The following is a 26692-nucleotide window of genomic DNA, read 5'->3' on the forward strand; positions in this document are numbered from 1 at the left end:
GCATCAGCTGCCACGGCCTGTTCAGCAGTTCAATTCTGCGCAGCGGCCCCATTGCGCAACCCCATTTTGTTATCCACTTTCTTGATACCTTCCATCATCCATGCGAGCATGGCTACGCGGTCGATTTGCGTCTGATTGTCTGCAATGCCGCTGAGCATTACTTCGCCGTTATGAGCTTCAACCCTTACATCCAGATTTTTGACATCCGGGTCGGACCGCAAGGCTTCCCGCAGGGCGCTGACCAGCGTAGCATCATCCACCGCTTCTTTCTCGGGAGGGGCGACCCAGGATTCATGCACCTTGTCCTCATGCCGGGTACAGCCGGGGATGGAGATTGCGCCTGCAAATACCGCAAGCGCCATGGCGGCGATAACTAATCTGTTTCTGCCTTTCATGTTCTTTCCTTTTCCCTGTTCAGAGATTCCTTAAAAAGCTTCTGAACAAATCCTCATGGTTCCATGCAGGCTGCACAAAATCGGCCTAATAGGCGCCCATGTATACTTTGGCGCGGTCTGGCATCCCCCGCCGCCGCCCGATCCCCGCTTGAGGACCGCTGCGTTGCATTCCCTGGCATCGTGGTTTCGGTTACGACCAACGTGCTGCGCCTTGCAATCATCCCGATTTTACCGCAACGCGTTTCCACAAGGACTTATTCAGAGGCTCCTTAATAAACCAGCTATTGAAAAAATATATAACTGCGATCATGAAACTTTCGATGTCCCCGGCGATTGCAAGCCTGCTTCCATGAGATGCCTTCGCACCTGGTCCGGAAGATCTTCCGCGAGGCAATCGAACTCCTGCACATGCCGCATCGAGCGCAACCAGGTCAATTGCCGTTTTGCCAATTGCCGGGTGGCAGCCAGTGCTTTTTGCCGCGTTTCCGCGATATCCATTTTTTTTTCCAGATGCATCCAGATCTGGCGGTAACCGACGCAACGCATCGACGGGCTTTCGCCGGTAATGCGAAATTTATCACGGATTGCCCGAACTTCATCAATCAATCCGAGTTCGAGCATGTCTTCGAAGCGCTGCGCGATGCGCTGATGCAGAACGCCGCGATCGCCAGGAACCAGCGCAATGGAAATGGCGCGATAAGGAATACCGGAAGCGCGAGACTTCTTGAAAATTTCCGACATCGGCTTGCCGGTCAGATAATATACTTCAAGAGCACGCTGGATTCGCTGGCTATCGGTTGGCTTGATCCGCGCGGCGCTGGCCGGATCGAATTGCAACAAATCTGCATGAATTTCAGGCCACCCACGCGTCTTGGCCCTGTCTTCGATCATCGTCCGCACGATGCCGTCCGCGGCGGGCAGCTCCGAAAGACCTTCGATCAGCGTCCGGAAGTAGAGCATGGTTCCGCCAACCAGCAGCGGGATGTTTCCCCGTTCCGTAATTTCGCGCAGAGCCGCCAGGGCATCATGCAGAAATTGTGCCGCAGAGTACCGTTGATGCGGTTCGATCAGATCGACGAGATGGTGCGGCACCGACGCCCTGGCTTCCTGGCTGGGTTTCGCGGTACCGACATCCATATGCCGATAAACCTGTGCCGAATCGACGCTGATGATTTCCACTGGGAAATATTTGGCTATGTCCAGAGCAATTCTGCTTTTCCCGCTTGCGGTCGGACCCATCAATAAAATTGCGGGAGGCGGGGCGGCATGATCCTGGCTTCCGCATTCTGGGATTTGAGCGGTCATGGAAGGCACGGGGCAGAATGTGACTTATCTTTTTATTTGCGCGGTTAGTCTCACTCTTTCGCTTTACAGCAATGTGGCGGGAAGCGGGCATGTCGATGCCCGTTTTCGACCTGACCTCGCACGAAGCGGCGAGCGACGAATGCTGCATGCGCCATGAGTTAGGGAAGCTGAACAAATCCTCGCTGGTTGTCGCCTTTCGCGCATTCCTTCCCCGGAGTCATTAAACGCGATATTCGTTCGAATGGCAAGGACTTGGTTTTTCGGGTAGAATTCCCCGGTTCCCGCGCGCCTGCAGCGCGTCCCGTTGTTCCACGCCCACACTACTTCATGATTCTTGTACTTAACCCGGATACGCGGGCGGACAGCCCAGAATATAAGCAGTTGCTGGTGCATCTCGCCAATCTGCCCGGAATATCAACTCGTGTTCATACTGAAGTTGGCAGCGAGCAGACGCTCACCGAAGTGTATTTGATCGGCAACACCAAGGCGTTGCCGGTCGAAGATATGCAGAGCCTGCCTTGTGTCGAGCAGGTGGTCCGGATTTCGGAAGAATATCGCGTCCTCGGCCGCCACAAGGACGACCACCGGCCTACGCATTTCGACTACAACGGAGTACGGTTCGGACAGGATACGCTCAACGTTTTCGCCGGCTTGTGCGCGGTGGATACACTCGAGCATGTCGAATTGATGATGCAGGCATTGCGTGACAATGGCCAGGTATGCACGCGCATGGGAGCCTACAAGCCCCGCACCAGCCCCTATTCCTTCCAGGGACATGGCAAGGCCTGCCTGCCTTATGTATTCGAGCTGGCCGGCAAATATGGCATCAAGGTGATTGCCATGGAGATCACCCATGAATCCCACGTCGAAGAGATCTGCGATGCGCTGTACCGGACAGGCAACGTCACAGGCGTCATGCTGCAGATCGGCACGCGCAACACGCAGAACTTCGAGTTGCTGAAAATCGTTGGGCGCCAGCAGGATTTTCCGGTGCTTATCAAGCGTGGCTTCGGAATAACGCTCGATGAGTCGCTCAACGCTGCCGAATACCTGGCTTCGGAAGGAAACCGGAAAGTCGTTTTCGGCCTTCGCGGCATGAAGACCAACATGGGAGATCCTCACCGCAATTTTGTCGATTTTGCCCACGTACCCGTAGTCAAAAGGCTGACCCGCATGCCGGTTTGCGTGGATCCTTCCCATTCTGTCGGGCTGCGTGCATCATCGCCCGATGGAATTCCCGATATCATGCATGCAACGGTCCAGGGAGTGATAGCTGGCGCAAACATGGTGCTGGTGGATTTTCATCCGGTTCCGAACAAAGCGCTCGTCGATGGTCCGCAAGCCCTCCTGCTCAAGGAGCTTCCCCTGTTTCTGGAAGATGTGCGCATTGCCCGGGAGGCTTACGAGCAGCGTGTTGCACTGGCGAAGCGCTACCAGGATATTTAAGAAAGCGCGCTGAATAAATCTTCGTTGGCGTCCATCGTATTTCCCCGATTCCCGCCACATTCATTCGAATCCCGGAATATTTTGAAGAGGGAGAGGAAATTTCCCGACTTGAGCAAGGTCATAGCCTCTTTGACGTGGCATTCCAGTACACATGTGGCTTGGCAAACTAGTAAGCTTGTGCGTCATCCCGGCTTTATTATGGGCCTGGACCAGCGGTGTGGCCGGGGCCAGGCCGGGTGTCGAGGAGACGCCGCCACCCAGCCTGACTGATGACCGTGGCCATCATGTACGCCTGAGCCATTTCTCCCGCCGCATCATCTCGCTCTCGCCCAGTATCACTGAACTGGTATACGCCGCTGGTGCCGGCGATAAGCTGGTCGGCGCGGACCTTTATAGTGATTATCCCTATGCCGTTAAATCGATTCCCCGCATCGGGGATGCGTCCAGCCTGGATCTCGAAAGAATTGTTGCGCTCGAGCCCGATCTTGTGATCGCCTGGCGCAGCGGTAGCACAGCTGTGGATATCCGAAGGCTGGAAAGGTTGGGGATGAACGTGGCGGCTACCGAAGCGAGCAGACTGGAAGACGTGCCGCGGTTGTTGCGGCTGATAGGGCAGTGGGCGGGAACGTCGACGCAGGCAGAATCAGCCGCGCGTGCTTATGAAAATGAATTGCGGACCATCCGGGACAGCTATGCAGGCCGGGAAAAGGTCAGGATGGTTCAGTTGATCTGGCGCCATCCGCTCATGACAGTAAACGGGAATCATATCATCAGCGATATCATAAGCATTTGCGGAGGCGTCAACATGTTTGCCTCCGCGCCGGCATTAACGCCCGTAATAGGCATGGAGAACCTGCTCGAAGTTCATCCGCGGGCAATCGTGAGCAGTATCTCGCCCCGATTTGACGGACGGGAAATTCGATTGGATGGGCGGATTGGCGGGAGCGCAATGGAGGACAGCGATGTGATTTTCATACACCCCGATCTCATACACCGCCAGACGCCGCGCATACTGCAGGCGGCACGCAAGGTTTGCGAGGAACTGGACAAAGTGCGTTTCGCCATCCGGAGCGGGATTGATCCTATGTAATGGAACTGGAGTTTCCGGTGGACGCAAAAAAGCGTCTTGAGGAAATACATGAATGCTTTAAAATAACGGGGTTACCTGTATTATCCGTCCATACACCTATCCATACTCATGCACAAGGGATGCGAACAGCCATGACCGTTAGCGACATCAGTGTAGCAAACATGACCAATGAACGTGGTTCTTATGGAGAACGGCCAATGATGAAAGTGTTGCTTGCAAACCCCAGAGGCTTCTGTGCCGGGGTCGATCGCGCCATTGAAATCGTCGAGCGGGCATTGGCAATACATGGCGCTCCCATTTACGTTCGCCATGAAGTGGTGCACAACCGTTTCGTGGTGGAAAATCTTGAGAAGAAGGGCGCGGTATTTGTCGAAAACCTTGATGAAGTTCCGGTGGGCAGCATTCTGATATTCAGCGCCCATGGAGTTTCGCATGAGGTGAGGCGGGAAGCCGAGGCGCAGCAGTTCAAGGTTTTTGATGCGACTTGTCCGTTGGTGACGAAAGTTCATATTGAAGTCGCGAAAATGCGCGAGCAGGGAAGAGAGATCATCATGATCGGCCACCAGGGCCATCCCGAGGTGGAAGGGACCATGGGCCAGGCCGAAGGGGATGGTCCGCAGATGTATCTGGTGGAAACAGAAGAGGATGTGGACAGCCTGCAGGTAGAGGACCCCACGCATCTGGCGTATGTTACCCAGACCACGCTTTCGGTGGATGATGCCACCCGTGTAATCAAGGCATTGAAGAGGCGTTTCCCCAAGATTACCGGTCCCAAGAAGGACGATATATGCTATGCCACGCAGAATCGTCAGGATGCGGTCAAAATGATGGTGAAGCAGTGCGATCTGGTGATTGTTGTCGGTTCGCCGAACAGCTCCAACTCCAACCGCTTATGTGAAGTCGCGAGAAATGCCGGGGTAGACGCGTACATGATAGACCGTGCGGAGCAATTGCAGGAAAAATGGCTTGAAGATAAAAACCGGATAGGCATCACGGCCGGTGCATCGGCTCCCGAAGTGCTGGTGCAGGAAGTTATCTCGCGGCTCAGGCAAATAGCGGCGGGGCACAGGGAGGTGGTGGTGGAGGAACTCAGTGGCGTAGTCGAGTCAGTGGTTTTTCCGCTGCCCAAGAATTGATTCATTTTCATCTTAAGGAAGCGCCGAACAAATTCTCACAGTACTTCCTTTGGTAATTTTCGTATCTCTGCGATAACGGAATTTATTGGCGCTGATGAAGCTTCCGTGAACTGGCTACGCTATTCCAGCCCCTTCTCAATATAATCAAGGCACTATTTCTGTTATAATTTCTCGATTTTCGCCCGCGCTTGTGTCATCTTGCAGCCATTCCGCATCGTTGGCGGAAAATTGGCGTAAGCCAGAGCATATTCCTCTGAAACGTTTTGTACCGGGATATCCGAAAGCGCCGATGCCCGGGCTTTCGGTTTGAACGCATCAGACGAGCTGGATGTATTGGGCGTTCTCGCCTTGAATAAAGGCTCTCCGGGTGTATTGCAATTTCCCTGTCATTCATGGAAATGAGGCGCAAAGGACAACTGCCGAAATATGAAGCCTTGTGCGGGATATGCGGATTTTTTTGTGGCGGCTTGTTTCTCAATCTGCCAAATTGATGGGCGCAACCGTTGTAAATCACATGCAACATATATTGGAAAAAGCCAGGAATATCCGGGCAATCATATTTGATGTCGATGGCGTCCTGACGGACGGAAGCCTTTATCTTACGGACACCGGAGAAGAGATCAAGGCATTCAATAGCCAGGATGGCCATGGCATAAAGATGCTCAAGTCGACCGGGGTAGGCATCGCTATTCTTACCGGTCGGCAATCTACCTGCGTGGATTTGAAAGCCAAGGATTGGGGTGTTACCCTGGTGTATCAAGGAGCAAAACAAAAACTCCCGGCGTTTGAATCATTATTGGAAAAGCTCCATCTGGATGGCGCGGCTTGCGCATACATGGGTGACGACTTGATCGATTTGCCGGTCCTGCTACGCTGCGGCCTTGCCATTACCGTTCCTGCCGCGCCCCCGCTGGTAAAAAAGCATGCGCATTATATTACCCGCTCTGAGGGCGGACGTGGAGCAGTGCGCGAGGTTTGCGAAATAATAATGCAGGCACAAAATACGCTGGAGGCTCATCTGGAGACGTATCTCAGGTGAAAGGCTGGTTGTTTTCGCGTCTTCCCCTCATTTTGCTTGCTTCTCTGCTGGCATTGCCTTTCTGGCTGAGTGAGTCCGCAAGGCCGCCTTCTTCATCGCAAAATGACGGCACACATCTGCCCGATTACATGATCGAAGACTTCTCGATCATCCGTATGAGCGTTGATGGCCTGGTTCGGCATCAGCTTTTTGCAAAAAGCATGAAGCATTTTCCGGATGATAATAGCATAAGCATGGAAAACCCCCGTTTCATTGATGTTGCATCCGACAAGCCGGCGATACAGATAAATGCGGACCATGCGAAGATGTCCAGCAAGGGTGAGGACGTTTACCTGACGGGCAATGTGATGGTGCTGCGAAATGGGGGCAAGGGTCGGGGAGAGACTACCATGACCACTAGCTTGCTGCATCTTGTTCCGGAGAAGGATATTGCAAAAACCGATAAGCCGGTAGTCATAACGGAGAAGAATGCCGTGATTAATGCGGTTGGAATGGAAATGAACAACCGCACGCAGACTACCCAGCTGTTGTCCCAGGTAAAAGTCGTGCAGAAGCAAGGGCGCTAGATTCGCTATTGGAATCACATGATGCCGGCTATAATATCCATATTGATATCATGGTTTTTGATCTCATCCACGGGGATCGCCTGGGCGGAAAGAGCCGATCGCGACAAGCCAGTACATCTCGAAGCCGATAAGGCCACGGTGCAGGATGCCAACAAGCTTGCGACTTTCATGGGAAACGTCGTTCTCGTTCAGGGAACGCTTACCATCCGGGCTGACAAGATGATCGTCAAGGAAGACGCCAATGGTTTTCAATATGCTACCGCATTTGGAAATCTTGCCAGTTTTCGGCAGAAGCGCGATGGAATGGACGAGTATGTCGAAGGTTGGAGCGAACGCATGGAATATGATGGCAAGGCTGACAAGGTGCAGCTTTTCAAGAAGGCGAGATTAAGGCGAGGCCACGACGAGGTGCATGGGGAGTATATTTCCTACGACGCGGTCAGCGAATTCTTTCAGGTAAATGGTCGCGGCGAAGCAAGCGCAAGCACCCCGGTTCAATCGGAGGGGAGGGTAAGGGCCGTCATTCAACCTAAAAGAAAGGAACAGAAATCAAACACCGAAGACCAATAAAATCAGTCTGGCCGCATTGATTCAGGCAGAGATGAGCGAGCTCAGGGCTGATGGTTTGAAGAAGCGCTACAAATCCCGCACTGTTGTGCGGGATGCGTCCCTGTCAGTGACGAGTGGCGAAGTGGTCGGCCTGCTCGGCCCTAATGGCGCAGGCAAGACGACGTGCTTCTACATGATTGTAGGGTTGGTGCCGGTGGATGGCGGCAGCATTTTTCTGGATGGGCGCGATTTAAGCCAGATGCCGATGCACGAGCGCGCTCACCTGGGCTTGAGTTATCTGCCGCAGGAAGCATCGATTTTCCGGCGGCTTTCCGTGGCCGATAATATACGGGCAGTGCTCGAACTGAAGAGTTATTCCGCCGATGAAATACAGCAGCATCTTGAAGAGCTCCTGCATGATCTGCATATCAGCCATATAAGGAACAACCCTGGCATCAGCTTGTCGGGAGGGGAGCGCCGACGCGTCGAAATTGCGCGGGCATTGGCGACCAGTCCGCGTTTCATTCTGCTGGATGAGCCTTTTGCGGGTGTCGATCCTATCGCGGTCCTGGATATCCAGAAAATTATACAGTTCCTCAGGGAGCGGGAGATCGGAGTGCTCATTACCGACCATAACGTTCGGGAAACGTTGGGTATCTGTGACCGGGCATACATCATCAGCGACGGCGCGGTACTGGCGAGCGGCAGGCCTGATGAAATTATTTATAATGAAAATGTGAGAAAAGTATATCTGGGGGAACATTTCCGGCTTTGAAAGAAGTCGATTCGCAGGGATCTGGTCAGAACATTGTTTTTCCATGCTTATGAAACCTACTCTCCAGTTTAAGCTGACGCAGCACTTGACGCTTACTCCGCAGCTGCAAGAGTCGATCCGGTTGCTGCAACTCTCGACGGTCGAGCTGGGCCAGGAAATCGAGCGGATAGTCCAGGAAAATCCGCTTCTGGAGCTGGAGGATGTTTCCGGTGGGGAGAGCGCCGAATACCGGAGCTTGTCACTCCACGATCAGACCGAGTCGCTTTCCTCTGCATTACCTGAAATCCAGGATGATGCCGAGGCAAAGATGCTTGCTGGTGGCGTTGATGCAGAAGCCAAGAATAGCCTGACAGATGAGCAGGACTGGTTCAACGACGAAGGGGCCGCGCGCAACTACCGGGATGATGATGAGGAGCGAGAGTATCCGCAGCAGGCGGCGGAACCGCCTAATTTGCGCGAACACCTTCTCTCGCAACTCAGTCTCAGCCAGATTCCGGAACGAGACCGCAGAATAGTCGGATTGTTGATCGACAGCCTGAATGACGACGGATACCTCGTGCAGGATCTGGAAGAGCTAGCGGGCTTGCTGCCGCCAGAGCTCGGGATAGGCATTGACGACCTGCGCATCGCGCTCGAATACCTGCAACATCTGGATCCGCCCGGTATAGGAGCCCGCAATCTGAAGGAGTGCCTGGTCATGCAGCTGCGTGTTCTGCCGGAAGACACGCCCTATCGGGATCAGGCGCTGCTTCTGGTGAACAAACATCTCGAAAGCCTGGCATCCAGGGATTTCTGCACCATCAAGAAGTTGCTGCATTGCGATGATGAGTGCCTGCGTTCCATCCAGCAGATGATCGTCCGGCTGAATCCGCGGCCGGGCACGACCTTCAGTTCTGCGGTGGCGCGCTACATCATCCCGGACGTGATTGTCACGAAGGTCAGCGGTAACTGGACAGCGAGCCTCAATCCGGAAGCCATGCCGCGGCTGAAGATCAACCGGCTTTATGCTGATATCCTGAAACGGAGCCCCGATGACTCGGCCCGCAGGCTATCCGGACAATTGCACGAGGCGAAATGGCTGATCAAAAATGTGCATCAGCGCTTCTCCACCATCCTCAAGGTTTCTGCAGCGGTGGTTGAGCGCCAGCGGCAATTCTTTGATCACGGAGCAGTGGCGATGCGCCCCATGGTGCTGCGGGAAATCGCGGATTCTCTTGATCTGCATGAATCCACGATATCGCGTGTGACGACGCAGAAATTCATGCACACGCCGCGCGGCATATTCGAATTGAAGTATTTTTTCAGCAGCCATGTGGGGACGGATACCGGCGGCGCGTGTTCCGCCACGGCAATCAGAGCTCTGATCAAGCAGATGATCAGTTCGGAGAATTCCAAAAAACCGCTGAGCGATACCAAGATCTCTGAAATTCTGGCGCAGCAGGGCATTGTGGTTGCCCGCAGGACTGTCGCAAAATACCGGGAATCCATTCAGATTCCTCCCGTCAATCTTCGTAAATCTTTTTAATCCAAGCCAGGAGGCATAATGAATCTTAACCTTACCGGTCATCACGTGGAAATAACTCCGGCCATGCGTGACTACGTCACTTCAAAGCTGAGCAAGATCACCCGTCATTTTGATCATGTTATTGATGTCACTGTGATTCTCTCGGTGGAAAAGCTCAAGCAAAAGGCCGAGGCAAACGTGCATGTGCGCGGGAAGGATATTTTTGTCGAAACCGATGGCGCTGATATGTATGCTTCCATCGATAGCCTGGTGGACAAGCTGGATCGGCAAATACTGAAGCATAAGGAAAAGAACGCGAGTTATCGCAACGGCGCGCTGAAGAACCAGGATGTGAATACGCCCGAATAATCCTTGTTGCGGGCAGGCGAGCAGAGGAGATACGTTGATTCGTGGATCGCACGCATGCTCCATTGCTGTTATCTGTTCGCTTAGCCCCGTTTCTTGAACCGGATTGCTTTTCCTGACGGATATTGAATGTCGCAAATCAAAATTTCGCAGTTCTTCGAGGATAAGCGGCAGAAGCTGGGATTGATCTGGCTTGCGGGCCAGGACGGCGGAGAAAAATATCTCGACGATGAGGATATCGCGAAATCCACGCAGGGCGTAATCGGACATCTTAATTTCATTCATCCGAACTGGATACAGGTATTGGGTGATACGGAAGTCAATTATCTCAACGGCCTTGCTCCCGCTTCTCTGGAACAGCACATGCAGCGCCTTGCTGGGAGCCGGTTATGGTGTTTCATCATCACCGGCGGAGCCGCCATGCCAGCTTCCATAGAGGCGCTGGCGAATTCGGCTGCCATTCCTCTTTTCTGTTCCCCTCTTTCCAGCCTGGAAGTAATCTGGCTGCTGCGCCCCTATTTGGGACGCGTCCTCGCTCCCTCCACCAATCGGCATGGCGTCCTGCTGGACGTACTGGGATTGGGGGTGATGATTACCGGCGATAGTGGCGTAGGCAAAAGCGAATTGGCCCTTGAACTGGTGAGCCGCGGGCACGGCCTGGTGGCGGACGATGTGGTCGAGCTCTACCGGATCGCGCCGGAAACCCTGGAAGGATGTTGCCCGCCCATGCTGCGCGATTTCCTTGAGGTGCGTGGATTGGGCATGCTGAATATTCGCACCATCTTTGGCGAGACCGCAGTGCGCCGCAAGAAGAACATGAAGCTCATCGTCCATCTTCAAAAACCGAGCAGCGCTGATTTGAGCTCCCTGGAACGATTACCGATCAATGATGTCAGCGAGAGTATTCTCGATGTCAATGTTCGTAAAGTCATCATTCCCGTAGCCGCCGGCCGCAATCTGGCCGTGTTGGTGGAAGCCGCGGTTCGTAATTATGTGCTGCAGTTGCGAGGCATCGATAGCGCCCAGGAATTTCTTACCCGGCATCAGGATGAGATGGAGAATGGGAAACTGGAATAGCACTGGAAAGATAAAACCTCTGAACGGGTTCAGCGCAAGCGGGAAGCTTCGCTGTATGATCGTGCAAGGCAAGAACGTGAACCATTCGCCGCAAACCCTCTCACCCCCGAGCCGGTAGCATGCGATTGATTGTCATCAGCGGCCTGGCAGGATCCGGTAAAAGCATCGCGCTTACCGTTCTTGAGGATAGCGGCTATTATTGCGTGGACAATCTTCCCGCCAGCCTGCTGAGCGAGGTTACCCTTTACTTGAAGGAGTCCGGCCATCAGCGAACGGCCGTCAGCATCGATGCCCGCAGCCGCGAGACACTGCCGTTGTTGCCGCAGCAATTGGCTGATTTGAAACACAAGGGTATGGATGTGCATCTGCTATTCCTTGAGGCTAAAACCGAGACGCTGGTAAAGCGGTTTTCCGAAACCCGCCGCCGCCATCCGCTCAGCGACGCGCATTCAACTTTGCCTGAATGCATACAGGCGGAACGGGAAATGCTGGTCGAAATACACGATCTTGCCAACCGTATCGATACCAGCGATCTGAGTCCGAGCACTCTGCGGGCGTGGGTCAGGGATTTCGTCGGTCTCGATCACGCGTGCCTCACGCTTTTTTTTCAGTCTTTTGGTTTCAAGCATGGCATTCCGCTGGATTCGGACATGGTATTCGATGTTCGATGCCTGCCTAATCCCCATTATGAGGCCGCGTTGCGGCCGCTCACCGGAAAAGACCACGCTGTAGTCCAGTTTCTCGATGCCGTGCCCGATGCGAATCGAATGTACGGGGACATCAGACGCTTTGTCGACGACTGGCTGCCGTGCTTCATCCGTGATAACCGGAATTATCTGACCGTGGCTATTGGCTGCACCGGGGGAAGGCACCGCTCGGTCTACTTCGCGGAACGCTTGGCGCGCCATTTCGGGGGGAGTAACCAGGTGCTGGTGCGTCATCGGGAGCTCAATCAATAGCTGCAAGTCGAGCGGGCTACAGTTCTTCCTTAAAGAGCGCCAGCAGGAATTTTAATGACTATGTGACGGAATGACTACTATGCGATCGGCTTGTTGAATGGAGGCGCGTAAAACCATCACATTGGCTTATACCGGCGCATCAGGCATGCTTTATGGCCTGCGTTTGCTGGAACTGCTGCTGGCGGGCGGACATCGCGTTTACCTGCTTTATTCGCAGGCGGCGCAGATTGTCGCCCACCAGGAATTGCAGCTGGTGCTGCCGTCCCGTCCCCGCGAGGCGGAACAACTATTTCGCGAGCGGTTCAATGCTGCGGAAGGACAGCTTCGGGTTTTCGGGCGGGAGGAGTGGTTTGCTCCCGTTGCCTCGGGTTCCAATCCACCGGATGCGATGGTGGTTTGCCCCTGTACCATGGGTACGCTTGCCGCCATTGCCGCCGGATTGAGCCAAAGATTGATAGAGCGCGCGGCGGACGTCACGCTGAAGGAAAACCGCAAGCTGATCCTGGTCCCCCGCGAGACGCCGTTTTCCGCAATCCACCTTGAAAACATGTTGCGGCTTGCGCGTAATGGGGCGGTGATCCTGCCGGCAAACCCGGGATTTTATAACCAGCCGGCAACCGTGCAGGATATAGTCGATTTTATAGTGGCGCGGATACTGGATCATCTCGGGGTAAGCCATTCCCTTGCACCTCGGTGGGGCGAGGACAATCAGGCAAGCCGAACCGGAAAGGATTGATTCCGTACCGGTGGGATGGTGGCTGCTTCTAATTCCGGTAATTCGCCGCGGCGCATTCCTCGGCGGAAACTGGAGCAAGGCTGTTTCCTGCGGTCCGATATATGCCGGCTTCAGTCACGACAAAGTCCATTGGAATATCGTGCGGCTGTGCATGCAAGTCCGCCAGCCGTGCTATTTCGAATGCTACGCCGATCGCCACCGGCCGCGGTACGCTGGAAGCCAGCGTACGGTCAAAATAACCGCTCCCATAGCCCAGGCGGAAGCCCCTTTGATCGAACCCGACCATCGGTATGACCATTGCTCCCACGGAAACCAGGGGAGTATTATCGGGAACAGGGATGCCATAAGCACCCGTTTTCATTGGGGCTTCGTGCCACCACTGGCGAAATTTCAATGGCTCATTCTTCCTAGTTACTTCCGGCAACGCAACGATAGCACCATGCCGAAGGATAAAATCCATCATCGGACGGGGATCATATTCTCCGCGATGGGGCCAGCAAAATCCTACCGCAACGCTTCGTAACCATGGAAAGCCGCATCTCAGCGATTCTGTGATGGCAGTGTTCCAGCGATAATAGTCATCCTCCGACACGGCTTCTCTCAGCGCCATCAACTCGGCGCGGCGCTGCTTTCTCCACTCCCGCCAGTTATCCATTACCTTGCCGAACCGTCCATCCGTTCCAATATAGAACGACTGACCGCTATTTCGCATGTTCCAAAGAGTACGAAGAGTGCCACAACATGCGGGATCCCGTCCTGGAGTCGTCGATTCTTGCAAACAGCTTTCTTACCGGCGCAGGAATTGCGGCGCCGAGTGCCTCATCCGGCGTGAACCATTTTACTCCCGCATCCCCTTCCGCGATTTCTGGCGAGAGGGAGACGACCTGAAGCGGCAAGGGCCGGATTTTCAGCCTGAAGTGAGTGAAGGTATGATGAAATTCGTCCATGGGTGGTAGAAGTCTGACTTTCATGCTGAAACGGCGCCTGCAATACGCATGCGTATCTTCGTCACCCGGCATTTCCGGGAAGCACCATAAACTCGCCCAGACTCCGGCAGGCAAGCGCTTTTCAAGCAGGATTTTTCCTTGCCTGATCAATATCAGCAAGGAAGTTTCCCTTTCCGGAAGCTTCTTTCCCGGTCTGCGCATGGGGAGTTCCCGTACACGGGATTCGCGGAAAGCCAGGCAATCCTCCCGCAGGGGGCATACCGCGCACTTCGGCCGGGCACGCGTGCAGACGGTGGCGCCCAGATCCATCAACGCCTGCGTATAAACCTCGATATGACTGCCCATTCCCGCGCCTACCGAGTCCGGCAGAAGTTCCTCTGCCTTTTGCCACAGGCGCCGCTCGTTCGTTTTCACCCCGGGGTAACCATCCATCCCGAAGTATCGCGCCAGGATGCGTTTGACGTTCCCATCGAGTATCGCATGGCGTTTTCCGTAAGCAAATACGGCAATGGCCGCGGCGGTGGAACGTCCCACGCCCGGAAGCCCCTGTATGGCATCGGCTTTATCTGGAAACTTCCCTCCGTGACCTTCGACGATCCGGCACGCAGCCTTGTGCAGATTTCTTCCACGGGAGTAATAACCAAGACCGCTCCACTGCGCCAGCACATCGTCGAGAGACGCGGCCGCCAGTGCGCCGATATCCGGATAGCGTTGCAGGAACCGCGCGTAATAGGGAATGACCGTCGACACCTGCGTCTGCTGCAGCATGATTTCCGAAATCCAGATAGCATAGGGGTCGCGCGTGTTCTGCCATGGAAGGTTCTTACGGCCGTGGAGTCCGTGCCAATCTATCAGTTTGGTGGCGAACTCAGGTATGCTCATATCGCGCGGGAGAAGGCTTCATTGCAGTCTGTCGCGGGATCGCTGGCAACACCCGCATCCCATTGTCGTCTCAGTTTAATGATGATTTGATCGCCCTGCAAACCTTCCAGTCACGCAGCTTCCCGCACCACCTCGCTCGCCGAGGCATACTCCGCGCTTTCCACTGCTTGGCGCATCATCATCGCCATTTCCGCAGTCAGCGCGATACTTACTTTCTCGACATTTGCCATGGAACTCTCCTTGACAAGAGCAGTAGTAAAGTTTACTTCCAATAGCAAGGGTTAAGGAAATGTTTGATGAAGGCATGGTGCCGGTGTTAATTACGGCCCGGTAAAGCGGACTGGTTACCAGAAGAAACTGGTAAAGAACTCGATGGACTGATGACTGGAGCGGGTGAAGGGAATCGAACCCTCGTCGTAAGCTTGGGAAGCTTCTGCTCTGCCATTGAGCTACACCCGCAAGGCGGGGAAGATTATACAACGGAACGCGTGAACCTACTTCCCGGCAATCATATCCTTACGGGACCTCCTTTCATCTGGTTCCCGGTATAGAGATCCCACTGGAGCGAGGCTGGCGGCCATGGGAGGGGAAACAGTACAAATATGATTATGTGCCATGCTGGCGAAGGCTCGCTGTCGCGTGTTTGATGTATGAACCCCGGATGATCGACTATGCGGACGCCGCCCCGTATAATTGCACGGGAAGCTATGCCATGACGCATGGCAATATCCATTTTCTCATTTTGAAATGATACAACTTATCGTCAACGGTCAACCTCAGCGCATCCCCCTGCCGCAAGAAACGGGCATGGCATCAAAGCCGGATCACCAGATTTTGAATATCACTCAATTGCTGGAGCATATGGGCCTGCACGGCAAGCGTATCGCCGTGGAACGCAACGGCGAAATTGTCCCTCGCAGCAAATTCGATCAGCCAATGCTGGCGGATGGGGATCGGCTGGAAATTGTGGTTGCGGTGGGCGGGGGATGACGTTCCTCGCTTCCCTCCTAACAAGTGCGATAAACGCCAACAGGAGTTCATGGATAATCTGATCATCGCGGGAAAAACGTATACCTCGCATCTTCTCGTCGGCACGGGAAAGTACAAGGATTTCGACGAAACGCGCGCAGCCGTCGATGCCAGCGGCGCGGAAATCATTACTGTAGCGATACGCCGCACTAATCTCGGACAGAATCCCGATGAGCCCAACCTGCTCGATGTGCTGCCTTTGTCGAGCTACACCTTCCTGCCCAACACCGCCGGATGCTATACGCTGGAAGAGGCGGTTCGTACCCTGCGCCTTGCGCGCGAGTTGCTGGATGGCCATAGCCTCGTAAAGCTGGAGGTTCTGGGTGATCCAAAAACGCTCTATCCCAACATGACTGAAACGCTGAGAGCAGCGGAGATCCTGGTAAGGGAGGATTTTCAGGTCATGGTATACACATCGGACGATCCTATTGCGGCCAGGCAACTGGAAGAGATCGGCTGTGTGGCGATTATGCCGCTGGCTTCCCTTATCGGCTCCGGCATGGGCATACTCAATCCGTGGAATCTTCAGATCATTATAGAAAACGCCGCTGTTCCGGTAATTGTGGATGCAGGTGTCGGCACTGCTTCAGATGCCGCCATCGCCATGGAGCTGGGTTGCGACGGCGTCCTGATGAACACTGCTATCGCTGCCGCGCGGAATCCGGTGCTCATGGCGTCCGCCATGAAAAAGGCGGTCGAAGCGGGCCGCGAAGCTTACCTGGCGGGAAGAATGCCAAAGAAAATCTACAGCGCAAGCCCCAGCTCACCCGTGAGCGGGGTAATAGCGTCCAGCAAGGGTAAATCAGTCTAGTTCACTTCCCGCCTTCCAGCCCACCGGCCTTTTCGCAGCCTTTCCGGTTTTCCCGATACATTGATCACTTCGCCCGAATAATGGCAGAGCATCGTCCGATTCGCAGCTTCGTTCTCCGGCAGGGGCATATCTCCAGCGCCCAGCGTCGCGCACATGATTCCCTGATGCCTAAATATGGCATTCCATTTACCGGCGGTATACTGGATCTCGACGATCTTTTTCGCCGGCGGGCACCCAGATTCCTGGAGATCGGATTTGGAATGGGCGAAACCACCGCCCTTATTGCCCAGGCGCATCCGCAACACGACTATCTTGCCGTCGAAGTCCACACACCGGGCGTGGGTGGTTTGCTGAAGTTGATCGACGAGTTCGGGCTGGCAAATATACGCATCATTCAGCATGATGCCGTAGAGGTGCTGCAGAAATCCCTCCCATCCGGTTGCCTGAGCGGGGTACATATTTTTTTTCCGGATCCCTGGCCCAAGGCGCGACATCACAAGCGCCGGCTGATACAGCCGGAATTCGCCAGGCTTTTATCCACGAGGGTGCAAAGTGGCGGCTATATTCATGCCGCCACCGACTGGGAAGATTACGCGGTCCAGATGCTACAGGTCTTTGGCGACGAGCCGCAGCTCGTCAATATCGCAGCAGACTATGCGCCACGCCCGGCACATCGGCCCATGACCAAATTCGAGTTGCGGGGCCTGCGGTTGGGGCACGGGGTATGGGATGTCGTGTTTCGCAAACGATAGCAGATCAAGAACTGCGGTCTGCCGCCTTTTCCGGATCGGGCAGGAAAATCTGCAATAAATCATTCAAAAACCGCCGGCCGGCGAGCGTGGGCGCGATCCGCATGCGGCCACGCGTTATGAACCCGCGCTGCTCAGCTTCATCGAGCTGATGCTGAATGCGCATTACGGGAATGCCGGTACGTTCCAGGAACATTCGAGTACTGAAGCCTTCCGTCAGGCGAAGGGCATTCATCATGAATTCGAATACCCGGTCTTCTCGCCCGACTTCGTGCTGCTCCATGACGGCATCAGCGTCGGATACATCTGGCGCCATCCTGACGAGGTACTCGCGCGGCTGTTTATAACGGATCTGGCGAATTATTCTGTCGGCGAAGCTGATTTTGCTATGTGCTCCCGCGCCGATACCCAGATAGTCGCCGAACTCCCAATAGTTCATGTTATGGCGCGATTCAAAGCCAGGCTTGGCGAACGCTGACGTTTCATAATTTACATACCCGGCATCGCCAAGCGCTTGCTCGGCCATTATCTGCATCTGGGCGGATAGATCGTCGTCTGGCAGCGGCGGAGGGTGGCGATGAAACAGCGTGTGGGGTTCCACGGTCAGGTGGTACGCCGAAATATGCGAGACTTCGTACGCGATAGCGGTTTCGATATCCTGACGCGCGTCCTGCAGGGTCTGATGCGGCAGCGCATACATCAGATCGAGATTCACATTGGAAAAATTCTCCCGGGCGATCTCGACCGCGCGGCGAGCCTCCGAGTCATCATGTACGCGACCCAGCGATCGCAGGTGCTTCGGATTGAAACTTTGAATGCCCACCGACAGGCGATTGATTCCGGCGGCATGGAAGTCCGCAAATTTTTTTGCCTCGAACGTTCCCGGGTTGGCTTCCAGCGTCACCTCTGCGAAGTGCTCCAGGGGCAGCAGGGCGCGAACGGCAGTGAGGATGGTGTCCAGGGATTGGGCACTGAACAGGCTGGGAGTGCCTCCCCCGAAAAAGATGCTTATCACCTTGCGGCCCCAGACCTGAGGCACCATCGTTTCAAGATCTCGGATGAGGGCAGCGACATACTCCGATTCCGGCAAAGAATTGGAATCGCGAAGCTCATGCGAATTGAAATCGCAATAAGGGCATTTTTTCAGGCACCAGGGGATATGGATATAAAGGCTGAGAGGCGGCAGCGACATAAGCCGCGGCGCGCGCGACCCTGGCATGAGCACAGGGGAGGTGCTTGGTTGCATGATTATTCGAAATGACTCGCCGTCCGCCGGGCAAGGCCTGCTCGTCCGTGACCGCGAGTCGAAGAGGCTGCTGGTGACTGGGAAAGATGGGAAAGAAATGCCGCATCCTGCCTGCGGCGCGATAGCGTATTCAATAACCGGCAACCCACTTAAATTTCTTCTTCCCTGATTTTATCCACCAATCGGGCCAGCGCCTGGCCACGATGGCTTATCCGATTTTTTTGCTCCATGGAAAGCTCCGCAGCAGTCCTGCTCAATTGGGACAGAAAAAAATAGGGATCATAGCCGAACCCTCTCTCGCCCCGCGGCTCCAGCACGATCTCGCCATGCCAGGTCCCATCGGCAATGATAGGCTGAGGGTCCTCGGCATGCCGCAACAGCACCATTACGCAGTAATAATAAGCCCGCCGATCAGGTTCACCAAGAAGGGTTTCCACCAGCTTCCGGTTGTTGCATTCATCCGATTTTGGCTCGCCGGCGTAGCGGGCGGAATGGATACCCGGCTTGCCATTCAGCCGGGGCACGCAAATACCGGAATCGTCAGCCAGGGCCGGCAAGCCGGTGCAAAGGCTGGCGTGCCGCGCCTTCAATAGCGCATTTTCGACGAATGTGACATGAGGTTCCTCCGGCTCGCTAACCCCGAGCGCGCTCTGGGGAAATATCTCGAATCCCAGGGGTTCCAGCAAATGCCGGATCTCTCCCAGCTTGCCCGCGTTATTACTTGCTATGACCAGTTTCCGCATCTGCGTATCAGAATATGCCTGTCCCTGCCGGCTTTCTCATCCAAATCTCATTCCGCATGCAACGCCGATTTTTGAATCCGGATCAACTCTTCTATCCCGGCATGCGCCAGATCCAGCATCTCATTCAATTCTTTCCGCCTGAATGGAGTTCCCTCCGCCGTCCCCTGCATTTCAACCAGGCCAGAATCGCCGGTCATCACGACATTCATGTCCGTATCGCAGCGGGAGTCTTCCTGGTAGTCGAGGTCAAGCACCGGCACGCCTTCATATATTCCTACTGAAACGGCTGCAACATGGGAGAGTATGGGTGTTTCCCGTATCAGTTGCTGTTTCAGCAGTTTTTCCACCGCGTCGTGAAGCGCGACAAATGCGCCGGTTATGCTCGCGGTGCGGGTACCCCCATCAGCCTGGATCACGTCACAATCGATCTGGACGGTGCGCTCCCCCAGTTTTGCCAGATCCATCACCGAACGCAACGAGCGTCCGATCAGCCGCTGGATTTCCATGGTTCGGCCGGACTGCCTGCCTTTGGCGGCTTCGCGCTGCATCCGCTCATTGGTTGAGCGCGGCAGCATTCCATATTCGGCAGTTAGCCAGCCCTGGCCCCTCCCGCGAAGAAACGCAGGCACTTTCTCATCCAGGCTGGCGGTGCATAGTATTCGGGTGTCTCCGCATTCGATCAGTACCGAACCCTCGGCATGTCTGGTGTAATGACGGGTGATCCTGACAGGACGAAGCTGAGCTGGTTGGCGGTTGCTGGGGCGTATGGGCATGGAAATTTCAGGGAGATAACATTCGGAAGAGCATCGCGGACAAAACGGCAATAATGGCTGGCGGCGCCGGCATTAAGCGGGATTGGCGCCGGAGGACAAATTCGTTATGGCATAATCCCCTGAAAGCAGCTCGATAGCAGTTTCCTATTCTAACGTATTAAGGACTTGCCAGTGGACAACTCGGTTGCCATATATAGTATGACCGGATATGCGGCGGTCACGAAAGAGCTGCCTTACGGTTCCTTGAATCTGGAACTTCGTTCCGTCAACAATCGCTATCTCGATCTCCAGTTTCGCCTGCCTGACGAATTGCGTCTGCTGGAGGCAGGGATGCGTGAATTTCTTTGCACCCGGTTGAATCGCGGAAAGGTCGAATGCCGCCTCAGCTTTTCAAGAATCGCGGACACGGGCGGATTGCAGCAGATTAACACCAATTTATTACAAAACCTGCTCGAACTGGATCGCGCTATAAGGGTGACCCTGCCTGACGCGCGCGGGCTGGAGGTTGCGGACATCCTGCGCTGGCCGGGGATACTCAGGCCGGAAACCTCGCCCGCGGAAAATCTGTCCGGCCCCTGCATGGACTTGATGCGGCAAGCTGTGGATGAGTTTGCAGCATCCCGTGCACGGGAGGGGGAAAAGCTGAAAGGCATTCTGCTTCATCGCGTCAGCAGGATGCACGCCTTGGCATCGGAAATAGTGCCTCGCATCCCCGGACTGCTTCTGGCTTTCGAGGAGAGGCTCAAGTCGCGCTTGCGCGAGGCCCTGGTAAACCTCGATGATGATCGCATCCGGCAGGAATTGTGGTTGTTTGCCAGCAAAGTGGATATAGATGAAGAATTATGCCGTCTCACCACCCATCTGGGGGAGGTGGAGCGCGTACTGGTCAAGGGTGGCGTTATCGGCAAGCGCCTGGATTTCCTGATGCAGGAGCTCAATCGCGAAGCCAACACCATAGGTTCCAAATCGATGGACGCGGGAGTATCGAAAATCTCCATGGAACTTAAAGTATTGATAGAGCAGATGCGGGAGCAGGTGCAACATTGAATAAAGTCTCAAGATTGAGCAACTGGGTACCACGGGCATCCCGTTCTACGTAAATGCTATAGGCCGGCTGGTGGTGCTGCGCTCAATTCTTGAGGAAAGAAAGAGCCGGCGCCAAGGCCCAAGTGGCAATCACCCGTCTTAAAACAAACGAAGTGATGAATGCTGCTGAACGGTTGAAAGTAGTGCTGGGAAAGCTGGATTGAGCCGGCAGATCAGTTTACGGCGGCTGGGTTTAAGCGTCGGATAGAAATCCATAGGTTGAGTTTGGGTAGAGTGCGGGGGAGACCTGTATACAAAAACACGTTTGTCTTTACATATTCTTATATATGTATATATTAATTACATATTTCTACACATGTTATGTTCATCTGTAAAGAGATGACCGAAATTTTTCCACTAACGAATCTGCAATCGGCTCGCTTCGACAGACCTGACATTCTGAAAAAACTGACAGTTGCGATGACCTGCCCCTCCCATTAGCTTCATGACGTAGTAGAGTCCGATTCTTAAAAAGGAGTGGACTATGAAGAAGCGATTCAGCGAAGAGCAGATTATTGGATTTCTGAAGGAAGCCGATGCGGGCATGCCTGGAAACTCGGTGATTTTCTCGGATACATCTCCACATGGTCGGCGGCGCAGCGCTTGATCGAAGCCGGCCGCGAAGACATACTTGAAACCTTCTTTGCCGATCTCTCCCGGCTTTGGGGGCCGGATGAGCACAAACGACCGGTGACGTGGTCCATCAACATGAGGCTGGGTCGCGTATGACCCAAGGCCATTTCCCCCATGACGAAACGGCCATTAAACTACTGCGGCTGATGCTGTGCAGCGTGCTGCTCCGTACGTGCTACTTTCGACTAAAAATCAGCCATGAGTCAGTTCGCCATCCTGTTCGGCGAATGATTCATTCAAGCCAGAGACTGAAAATTATTCAATCACCTTGCCGACAACTTGCGTTTTTTCTTACCCTTGTCATTTGCATGCTGCCCTGCCCGTCGGTTGCGGATCCAGTCGACGAGGTCATCCATGCCCAGGTAGTGCAGGTTCCCGATGGCGATTCCCTCACCATAGTCATCGACGGACACATGTCAAGGGTACGGCTGGCCGAGATCGATGCGCCTGAAGGTCAGCAGCCTTTTTCGGATCGATCGAGGAAATCTCTTTTTGATCTATGTTTCTGGGTAGAGGCGGAGCTGACGGGCATAACGAAAGACGAATATGGGCGCATGCTGGCGCGTGTGACGTGCAACGGGATCGATGCCAATTCAGAGCAGGTGAAACGTGGCCTGGCCTGGGTTTACGATGACACGAAAAATGACGCGCTGAGGGAGTTGCAAGCCAAAGCGCGGGCTGCGGGGCGGGGCCTGTGGGGAGCGCAATTTCCCCTTTCCCCGATTCCACCCTGGGAATGGAACGATTTTTTTTAGTATGTTCCATTGCCAACTTTCATTATGGATAATGCCGGATGAAGAAACCGGCATCGTCTTGAAAATCGGCGGGGTCCTCCTCATTTCACAGGCTTACAGCACGACGGATTGACATTCTCATGAGCGAATTCCTGCACCTGATCTGCCCCAATTGCCAGGCGATCAACAAGCTGCCCAGGGTTCGGCTCGACCAGAAGCCTAACTGTGGACGCTGTCATGAACCTTTATTCAAGGGTCAACCGGTAGAACTCACCTCGGCCACGTTCGGAAACCATATCGACCGCACCGATATACCGCTGCTGGTGGATTTCTGGGCTCCCTGGTGCGGTCCTTGTAAAATGATGGCGCCTGCTTTCGCGCAGGCTGCCGCAATATTGGAACCGCATATCCGCCTTGCCAAGGTGAATACCGATGCCGAGCAGGCGTTGGGTACCAGATACCATATCCGCAGCATACCCACGCTTGCCTTGTTCAAGGGCGGGCGCGAAGTGGCGCGACAATCTGGGGCCTTGAATACCCAGGATATAGTCCACTGGGCCAAATCACATTAGCATTAGGTTAAGAGCGAATTGCCGGATCCACCGGCATCTTGCATGCCGTAATCAACGCTCAAACCCGTTACATCCAGCTTGAACGCAGTCTTCCAGAGGCGGGACTCGCTGGCCGGAGGCTGCCGAAGAAGTTACCCATGGTCGATGAAGGTTGGGATTCGGCGTTCCTTGTCCGGCGGAAGCTGCTACACTTTCGCATGCGTCGGTGAACGGAGCAGCATCGGGATAGCGGGCGAATCAAATATGATGGCAACGCCAGGTAGTCTTTTCATTATCAGTGCCCCTTCCGGCGCTGGAAAAACCAGTCTCGTCAAGGCGCTGCTTCAGGCCGGCATGGATCTGAGCCTTTCCGTGTCATATACTTCCCGCTCGCCACGGCCCGAAGAGGTCGATGGCCGGGACTACCATTTTATAAGCAGGCAGGCGTTTGAACAGCGTCTGGAGCAGGGAGAATTTCTGGAGAGCGCATTAGTCTACGGAAATTTTTATGGCACTTCAAAAAAATGGATAAACGAAACCTTGCTCGTCGGGCGGGATATTCTGCTGGAGATTGATAGCCAGGGCGCAAGACAGGTGCGCAATATTTTTCCGCAATCGGTGGGAATTTTTGTTCTGCCTCCCTCGCTGGAGGTGCTGGAAATGCGCCTGAGGAATCGTGCCCAGGATAGCGCAGAGGCAATTCGTCGCCGCTCAGCCGCAGCACGGGAAGAAATCAGCCATGTGGCTGATTATGACTATGCTATTATCAATGAAAAGCTAGAGAAGGCCTTGCAGGATTTGAAATGCATCGTGCAGGCCGAGCGCCTGAAAGTGGCGAGGCAGCTTTCCCGCCATCATGATCTGGTAGCCCAGCTCGGCCATGCGCCTGCTCCTGAATCATAGCGTTGACGGGTTGGCGATATCGCCGGTTCGATTCAGCGGCACCCTGCACATTGGGCTCAGCGGCAATATTTTGTTTCACCGGATATTTTATAAGTTAAGTACATTCACATATTTATAGTGGGAGCAGGTTATGGCACGCATCACCGTTGATGATTGCTTGAAAAAAATTCCCAATCGTTTCGATATGACACTGGTCGCAACCATCCGGGCAAGGCAGCTCTCGATTGGTGGCACACCGATGGTGGAGTCCGCGAGGGACAAGCCGACCGTGATCGCACTGCGCGAGCTTGCCCAAGGAAAGGTGGGGATCGATATTCTCACGATGGGGCATCTGTGATCGAGGCCGCCGTATTGTTGTTGTACAGCAGTTCTGTTCAAAGTCCTCATCGCCTAATCGAGGTGACGAGTTTCAGTTTTTGTATCGCGAGGTGAATGCCGTTCTGAGAAACCCGTATACGGGCTAATCACAGCAAATGAAGGAAACAGCAGCGCGAGCTAGAGGCTTGCCGAATCCCTCTGTTATCTCGCCCGAGGCGAACTTCCTGTTTAGCGAGCTATCCAGCTATCTTAAACGGGAGGATGTTTCTGAGCTCCAGAACGCTTATCTCTTCAGTCAAAGCGCCCATTCCGGGCAGTTCCGGCAGTCCGGAGAGCCTTACATTTCCCACCCGCTTGCCGTAACTGGCATACTCGGCAAGCTGCGCCTGGACACCCAGACGCTTACCGCTGCCTTGTTGCATGACGTGATGGAAGACACGCATGTTTCCAAGGCCGAGATCAGTGACAGATTTGGTAATCCAGTCGCCGAACTGGTGGATGGCGTTTCCAAGCTGGACAAAATCGAATTTCAGACCCATGCGGACGCCCAGGCGGAAAATTTCCGCAAGATGCTGCTGGCGATGGCGCGCGACGTGCGAGTCATACTTATCAAACTGGCGGATCGGCTGCATAACATGCGTACACTGGAAGTGATGCGCCTGGACAAAAGGCGCCGCATCGCGCGAGAAACCATGGAAATCTACGCGCCCATCGCGAATCGCCTCGGGCTCAATAATATCTATCATGAGCTCGAAGAGCTGAGCTTTCGCTATCTTTATCCGACCCGTTACCGGGTTCTTTCCAAGGCTACAAAGGCAGCTCGGGGAAACCGGCGGGAAGTGGTCACCAAAATCCTCGATGCTATCAAGCAGCGCCTGAAGCTTTCAGGACTGGATGCGGAGGTTACCGGCCGCGAAAAGCAGCTTTTCAGCATCTACAAGAAGATGGCGGATAAGCATCTCACATTCTCCGAAGTCCTGGATATTTACGGTTTTCGCGTCATCGTCAAGGACGTTCCCTCCTGCTACATCGCGTTGGGCGCACTGCACAGCCTGTACAATCCCATTCCGGGAAAGTTCAAGGACTATATCGCCATACCCAAGGCGAACGGGTATCAATCGCTGCATAATACCTTGTGGGGTCCTTTCGGCACCCCGATCGAAGTCCAGATCCGCACTCCCGAGATGCACCGGATCGCTGAGGCCGGGGTGGCTTCGCATTGGCTTTACAAGAGCAGCGACGCGGATCTCAATGATCTCCACATGAAAACGCATCAGTGGCTCCAGAGCCTCCTGGAGACGCTCAGCGATTCCACCGACTCCCTGGAATTCTTGGAACACCTCAAGGTCGACCTGTTTCCCGGAGAGGTTTATGTGTTTACCCCTCATGGCAAGATCCTCGCGCTACCCAAGGAATCCACTCCCGTGGATTTCGCCTACGCGGTGCATACTGACATCGGCGACTGTTGCGTGGCGGCGAAGATAAATGGCGAGAATGCGCCATTGCGCACCAAGCTCAGGAGCGGTGACCGGGTGGAAATCATTACCGCATCGCATGCGAAACCCAATCCCGCCTGGCTCAATTATGTCGCTACCGGCAAGGCGCGATCGCATATCCGGCGCTTTCTCAAGACGATGCAATATGAAGAGTCCGCCAAGCTCGGAGAACGCATGCTGAACCAGGCTTTTTCTTCGCTCAAGGTCGATCTCCAGACCGTAAGTGAGACGCAGTGGGAAAAAATAGCCCGCGAAAGCGGGGCCAAGTCAAAAAAAGACCTTTTGGCGGACATTGGCCTGGGAAAGCATTTGCCTGCCGTGATGGCGCGGAGGTTGACGGCCCATCCTGGCGAATCCCTGGCCGCCACAAATGGCGCCAGCGACGTCATTACCATACTGGGCACCGAGGGCATGGCTGTGCAGTTTGCCAAGTGCTGCCGCCCCATACCCGGAGATTCGATTGTCGGCTTCATCAAGAAGGATCAGGGCTTGGTGATCCATATCCAGGACTGTCCCACGATCGCCAAAAACCGCGGGGGAGCGGATAACTGGCTGGATGTTGCGTGGGGAAAAGGCATTACCAGGCAATTCGAGGTCAGCATCAAAATTCTTGTGGCCAACCAGCGGGGCGTACTGGCAAGGGTGGCCGCGGCGATAGCCGATGCCGGTTCGAACATCGACAATGTCGTCATGGACGGCGAGGGTGCCTATACAACCATGACTTTCATGCTCGAAGTACGGGACCGCCACCATCTTGCCCAGGTCATGCGGGGATTGAGGCGTATTCCTGAAGTAGCCAGGATCAGCCGGATGAAAGGCTGAATCCGCGATATCGGAACAGGATGCGA

The 26692-nt window shown here is 54.6% G+C and carries 32 protein-coding genes and 1 tRNA gene; 23 read left to right on the forward strand and 10 right to left on the reverse strand.

Annotated features, from left to right (window positions below; translation table 11 throughout):
* Positions 1–29: 29 nt before the first annotated feature.
* Both ACZ5CE_RS00225 and miaA read right to left on the reverse strand, forming a co-directional pair.
* Positions 30–395, reverse strand: a complete 366-nt coding sequence (locus ACZ5CE_RS00225) for a BON domain-containing protein (protein WP_464575748.1) — start codon at positions 393–395, stop codon at positions 30–32.
* 306 nt (positions 396–701) lie between these two features.
* Positions 702–1700: a tRNA (adenosine(37)-N6)-dimethylallyltransferase MiaA gene (miaA, locus tag ACZ5CE_RS00230; RefSeq protein ID WP_464575749.1), complete on the reverse strand. Its 999-nt coding sequence runs from the start codon at positions 1698–1700 to the stop codon at positions 702–704.
* An 89-nt stretch (positions 1701–1789) separates the two neighbouring features.
* On the opposite strand from miaA, the gene ACZ5CE_RS00235 reads away from it, so the two are divergent.
* From ACZ5CE_RS00235 to ACZ5CE_RS00295, 13 genes are all read left to right on the forward strand, one after another.
* Complete coding sequence (locus ACZ5CE_RS00235) at positions 1790–1924, forward strand: hypothetical protein (protein ID WP_464575750.1); 135 nt, start codon at positions 1790–1792, stop codon at positions 1922–1924.
* Between the two features lie 103 nt (positions 1925–2027).
* Positions 2028–3146 carry a 3-deoxy-7-phosphoheptulonate synthase gene (locus ACZ5CE_RS00240; protein ID WP_464575751.1) on the forward strand — a complete coding sequence of 373 codons (1119 nt, stop codon included), beginning with the start codon at positions 2028–2030 and terminating at the stop codon, positions 3144–3146.
* A 175-nt stretch (positions 3147–3321) separates the two neighbouring features.
* Positions 3322–4236, forward strand: a complete 915-nt coding sequence (locus ACZ5CE_RS00245) for a cobalamin-binding protein (RefSeq protein ID WP_464575752.1) — start codon at positions 3322–3324, stop codon at positions 4234–4236.
* Between the two features lie 197 nt (positions 4237–4433).
* Entirely contained in the window at positions 4434–5372 is a 939-nt protein-coding gene (ispH, locus tag ACZ5CE_RS00250) for a 4-hydroxy-3-methylbut-2-enyl diphosphate reductase (protein ID WP_464577555.1), read from the forward strand.
* A gap of 514 nt (positions 5373–5886) precedes the next feature.
* On the forward strand, positions 5887–6411 hold the full coding sequence (locus ACZ5CE_RS00255; protein ID WP_464575753.1) for a KdsC family phosphatase: 525 nt from the start codon (positions 5887–5889) through the stop codon (positions 6409–6411).
* On the forward strand, positions 6408–6977 hold the full coding sequence (gene lptC / locus ACZ5CE_RS00260; protein ID WP_464575754.1) for an LPS export ABC transporter periplasmic protein LptC: 570 nt from the start codon (positions 6408–6410) through the stop codon (positions 6975–6977). The genes ACZ5CE_RS00255 and lptC overlap by 4 nt, the downstream gene beginning before the upstream one ends.
* A 57-nt stretch (positions 6978–7034) precedes the next feature.
* Complete coding sequence (gene lptA, locus ACZ5CE_RS00265; protein WP_464575755.1) at positions 7035–7547, forward strand: lipopolysaccharide transport periplasmic protein LptA; 513 nt, start codon at positions 7035–7037, stop codon at positions 7545–7547.
* A gap of 31 nt (positions 7548–7578) precedes the next feature.
* Positions 7579–8301 (forward strand): LPS export ABC transporter ATP-binding protein, encoded by a 723-nt coding sequence (gene lptB, locus ACZ5CE_RS00270; RefSeq protein WP_464575756.1) that lies wholly within the window; start codon positions 7579–7581, stop codon positions 8299–8301.
* 49 nt (positions 8302–8350) lie between these two features.
* Positions 8351–9826 (forward strand): RNA polymerase factor sigma-54, encoded by a 1476-nt coding sequence (locus tag ACZ5CE_RS00275; RefSeq protein ID WP_464575757.1) that lies wholly within the window; start codon positions 8351–8353, stop codon positions 9824–9826.
* A gap of 18 nt (positions 9827–9844) precedes the next feature.
* Positions 9845–10174 carry a ribosome hibernation-promoting factor, HPF/YfiA family gene (gene hpf / locus ACZ5CE_RS00280; RefSeq protein WP_464575759.1) on the forward strand — a complete coding sequence of 110 codons (330 nt, stop codon included), beginning with the start codon at positions 9845–9847 and terminating at the stop codon, positions 10172–10174.
* Between the two features lie 126 nt (positions 10175–10300).
* Positions 10301–11248 carry an HPr(Ser) kinase/phosphatase gene (gene hprK / locus ACZ5CE_RS00285; RefSeq protein ID WP_464575760.1) on the forward strand — a complete coding sequence of 316 codons (948 nt, stop codon included), beginning with the start codon at positions 10301–10303 and terminating at the stop codon, positions 11246–11248.
* 119 nt (positions 11249–11367) lie between these two features.
* A complete protein-coding gene (gene rapZ, locus ACZ5CE_RS00290) occupies positions 11368–12207 on the forward strand; it encodes an RNase adapter RapZ (RefSeq protein WP_464575761.1) in 840 nt (279 codons plus the stop codon).
* A gap of 97 nt (positions 12208–12304) precedes the next feature.
* Positions 12305–12943 carry a flavin prenyltransferase UbiX gene (locus ACZ5CE_RS00295; protein ID WP_464575762.1) on the forward strand — a complete coding sequence of 213 codons (639 nt, stop codon included), beginning with the start codon at positions 12305–12307 and terminating at the stop codon, positions 12941–12943.
* A 28-nt stretch (positions 12944–12971) separates the two neighbouring features.
* On the opposite strand, the gene ACZ5CE_RS00300 is transcribed toward ACZ5CE_RS00295, so the two are convergent.
* The 4 genes from ACZ5CE_RS00300 to ACZ5CE_RS00315 form a co-directional block, all read right to left on the reverse strand.
* Positions 12972–13655 carry a 5-formyltetrahydrofolate cyclo-ligase gene (locus ACZ5CE_RS00300; RefSeq protein WP_464575763.1) on the reverse strand — a complete coding sequence of 228 codons (684 nt, stop codon included), beginning with the start codon at positions 13653–13655 and terminating at the stop codon, positions 12972–12974.
* Positions 13645–14772, reverse strand: coding sequence for an A/G-specific adenine glycosylase (gene mutY / locus ACZ5CE_RS00305; protein ID WP_464575764.1), 1128 nt, complete (start codon positions 14770–14772; stop codon positions 13645–13647). The genes ACZ5CE_RS00300 and mutY overlap by 11 nt, the downstream gene beginning before the upstream one ends.
* A gap of 110 nt (positions 14773–14882) precedes the next feature.
* Entirely contained in the window at positions 14883–15002 is a 120-nt protein-coding gene (locus ACZ5CE_RS00310; RefSeq protein WP_464575765.1) for a ribbon-helix-helix domain-containing protein, read from the reverse strand.
* 155 nt (positions 15003–15157) lie between these two features.
* Positions 15158–15231 (reverse strand) — tRNA-Gly (locus tag ACZ5CE_RS00315).
* Between the two features lie 348 nt (positions 15232–15579).
* Here ACZ5CE_RS00315 and thiS point away from each other — a divergent pair.
* Positions 15580–15762, forward strand: coding sequence for a sulfur carrier protein ThiS (thiS, locus tag ACZ5CE_RS00320; protein ID WP_464575766.1), 183 nt, complete (start codon positions 15580–15582; stop codon positions 15760–15762).
* 49 nt (positions 15763–15811) lie between these two features.
* The gene (locus ACZ5CE_RS00325) at positions 15812–16612 is read left to right on the forward strand and encodes a thiazole synthase (protein WP_464575767.1); all 801 of its coding nucleotides are present in this window, start codon (positions 15812–15814) and stop codon (positions 16610–16612) included.
* Here ACZ5CE_RS00325 and ACZ5CE_RS00330 read toward each other — a convergent pair.
* On the reverse strand, positions 16609–16767 hold the full coding sequence (locus tag ACZ5CE_RS00330; RefSeq protein WP_464577568.1) for a hypothetical protein: 159 nt from the start codon (positions 16765–16767) through the stop codon (positions 16609–16611). The two genes, ACZ5CE_RS00325 and ACZ5CE_RS00330, sit on opposite strands and share 4 nt — an antisense overlap.
* On the opposite strand from ACZ5CE_RS00330, the gene trmB reads away from it, so the two are divergent.
* Positions 16693–17364 carry a tRNA (guanosine(46)-N7)-methyltransferase TrmB gene (gene trmB / locus ACZ5CE_RS00335; RefSeq protein ID WP_464575768.1) on the forward strand — a complete coding sequence of 224 codons (672 nt, stop codon included), beginning with the start codon at positions 16693–16695 and terminating at the stop codon, positions 17362–17364. The genes ACZ5CE_RS00330 and trmB overlap by 75 nt on opposite strands.
* 4 nt (positions 17365–17368) lie before the next feature.
* Here the strand turns inward: trmB and hemW are convergent, their stop codons facing one another.
* From hemW to rph, 3 genes are all read right to left on the reverse strand, one after another.
* A complete protein-coding gene (gene hemW / locus ACZ5CE_RS00340; RefSeq protein ID WP_464575769.1) occupies positions 17369–18607 on the reverse strand; it encodes a radical SAM family heme chaperone HemW in 1239 nt (412 codons plus the stop codon).
* A gap of 149 nt (positions 18608–18756) precedes the next feature.
* Positions 18757–19350 carry an RdgB/HAM1 family non-canonical purine NTP pyrophosphatase gene (gene rdgB, locus ACZ5CE_RS00345; RefSeq protein ID WP_464575770.1) on the reverse strand — a complete coding sequence of 198 codons (594 nt, stop codon included), beginning with the start codon at positions 19348–19350 and terminating at the stop codon, positions 18757–18759.
* 47 nt (positions 19351–19397) lie between these two features.
* Entirely contained in the window at positions 19398–20117 is a 720-nt protein-coding gene (gene rph / locus ACZ5CE_RS00350) for a ribonuclease PH (RefSeq protein WP_464577557.1), read from the reverse strand.
* Between the two features lie 177 nt (positions 20118–20294).
* Between rph and ACZ5CE_RS00355 the strand changes: the two genes are divergently transcribed.
* The 7 genes from ACZ5CE_RS00355 (at position 20295) to ACZ5CE_RS00385 (ending at position 26666) form a co-directional block, all read left to right on the forward strand.
* The gene (locus ACZ5CE_RS00355) at positions 20295–21170 is read left to right on the forward strand and encodes a YicC/YloC family endoribonuclease (RefSeq protein ID WP_464575771.1); all 876 of its coding nucleotides are present in this window, start codon (positions 20295–20297) and stop codon (positions 21168–21170) included.
* Between the two features lie 523 nt (positions 21171–21693).
* The gene (locus ACZ5CE_RS00360) at positions 21694–21816 is read left to right on the forward strand and encodes a hypothetical protein (protein ID WP_464577569.1); all 123 of its coding nucleotides are present in this window, start codon (positions 21694–21696) and stop codon (positions 21814–21816) included.
* 334 nt (positions 21817–22150) lie between these two features.
* Positions 22151–22597 (forward strand): thermonuclease family protein, encoded by a 447-nt coding sequence (locus tag ACZ5CE_RS00365; RefSeq protein ID WP_464575772.1) that lies wholly within the window; start codon positions 22151–22153, stop codon positions 22595–22597.
* 119 nt (positions 22598–22716) lie between these two features.
* Positions 22717–23148 (forward strand): thioredoxin TrxC, encoded by a 432-nt coding sequence (gene trxC / locus ACZ5CE_RS00370; protein WP_464575774.1) that lies wholly within the window; start codon positions 22717–22719, stop codon positions 23146–23148.
* Positions 23149–23391: 243 nt separating this feature from the next.
* A complete protein-coding gene (gene gmk, locus ACZ5CE_RS00375) occupies positions 23392–24030 on the forward strand; it encodes a guanylate kinase (protein WP_464575775.1) in 639 nt (212 codons plus the stop codon).
* Between the two features lie 130 nt (positions 24031–24160).
* Positions 24161–24367 (forward strand): DNA-directed RNA polymerase subunit omega, encoded by a 207-nt coding sequence (gene rpoZ, locus ACZ5CE_RS00380; protein WP_464575776.1) that lies wholly within the window; start codon positions 24161–24163, stop codon positions 24365–24367.
* Between the two features lie 136 nt (positions 24368–24503).
* Positions 24504–26666, forward strand: coding sequence for a RelA/SpoT family protein (locus ACZ5CE_RS00385; protein ID WP_464575777.1), 2163 nt, complete (start codon positions 24504–24506; stop codon positions 26664–26666).
* Positions 26667–26692 lie beyond the last annotated feature (26 nt).

The organism is Nitrosospira sp. TNL200 (assembly GCF_055386305.1).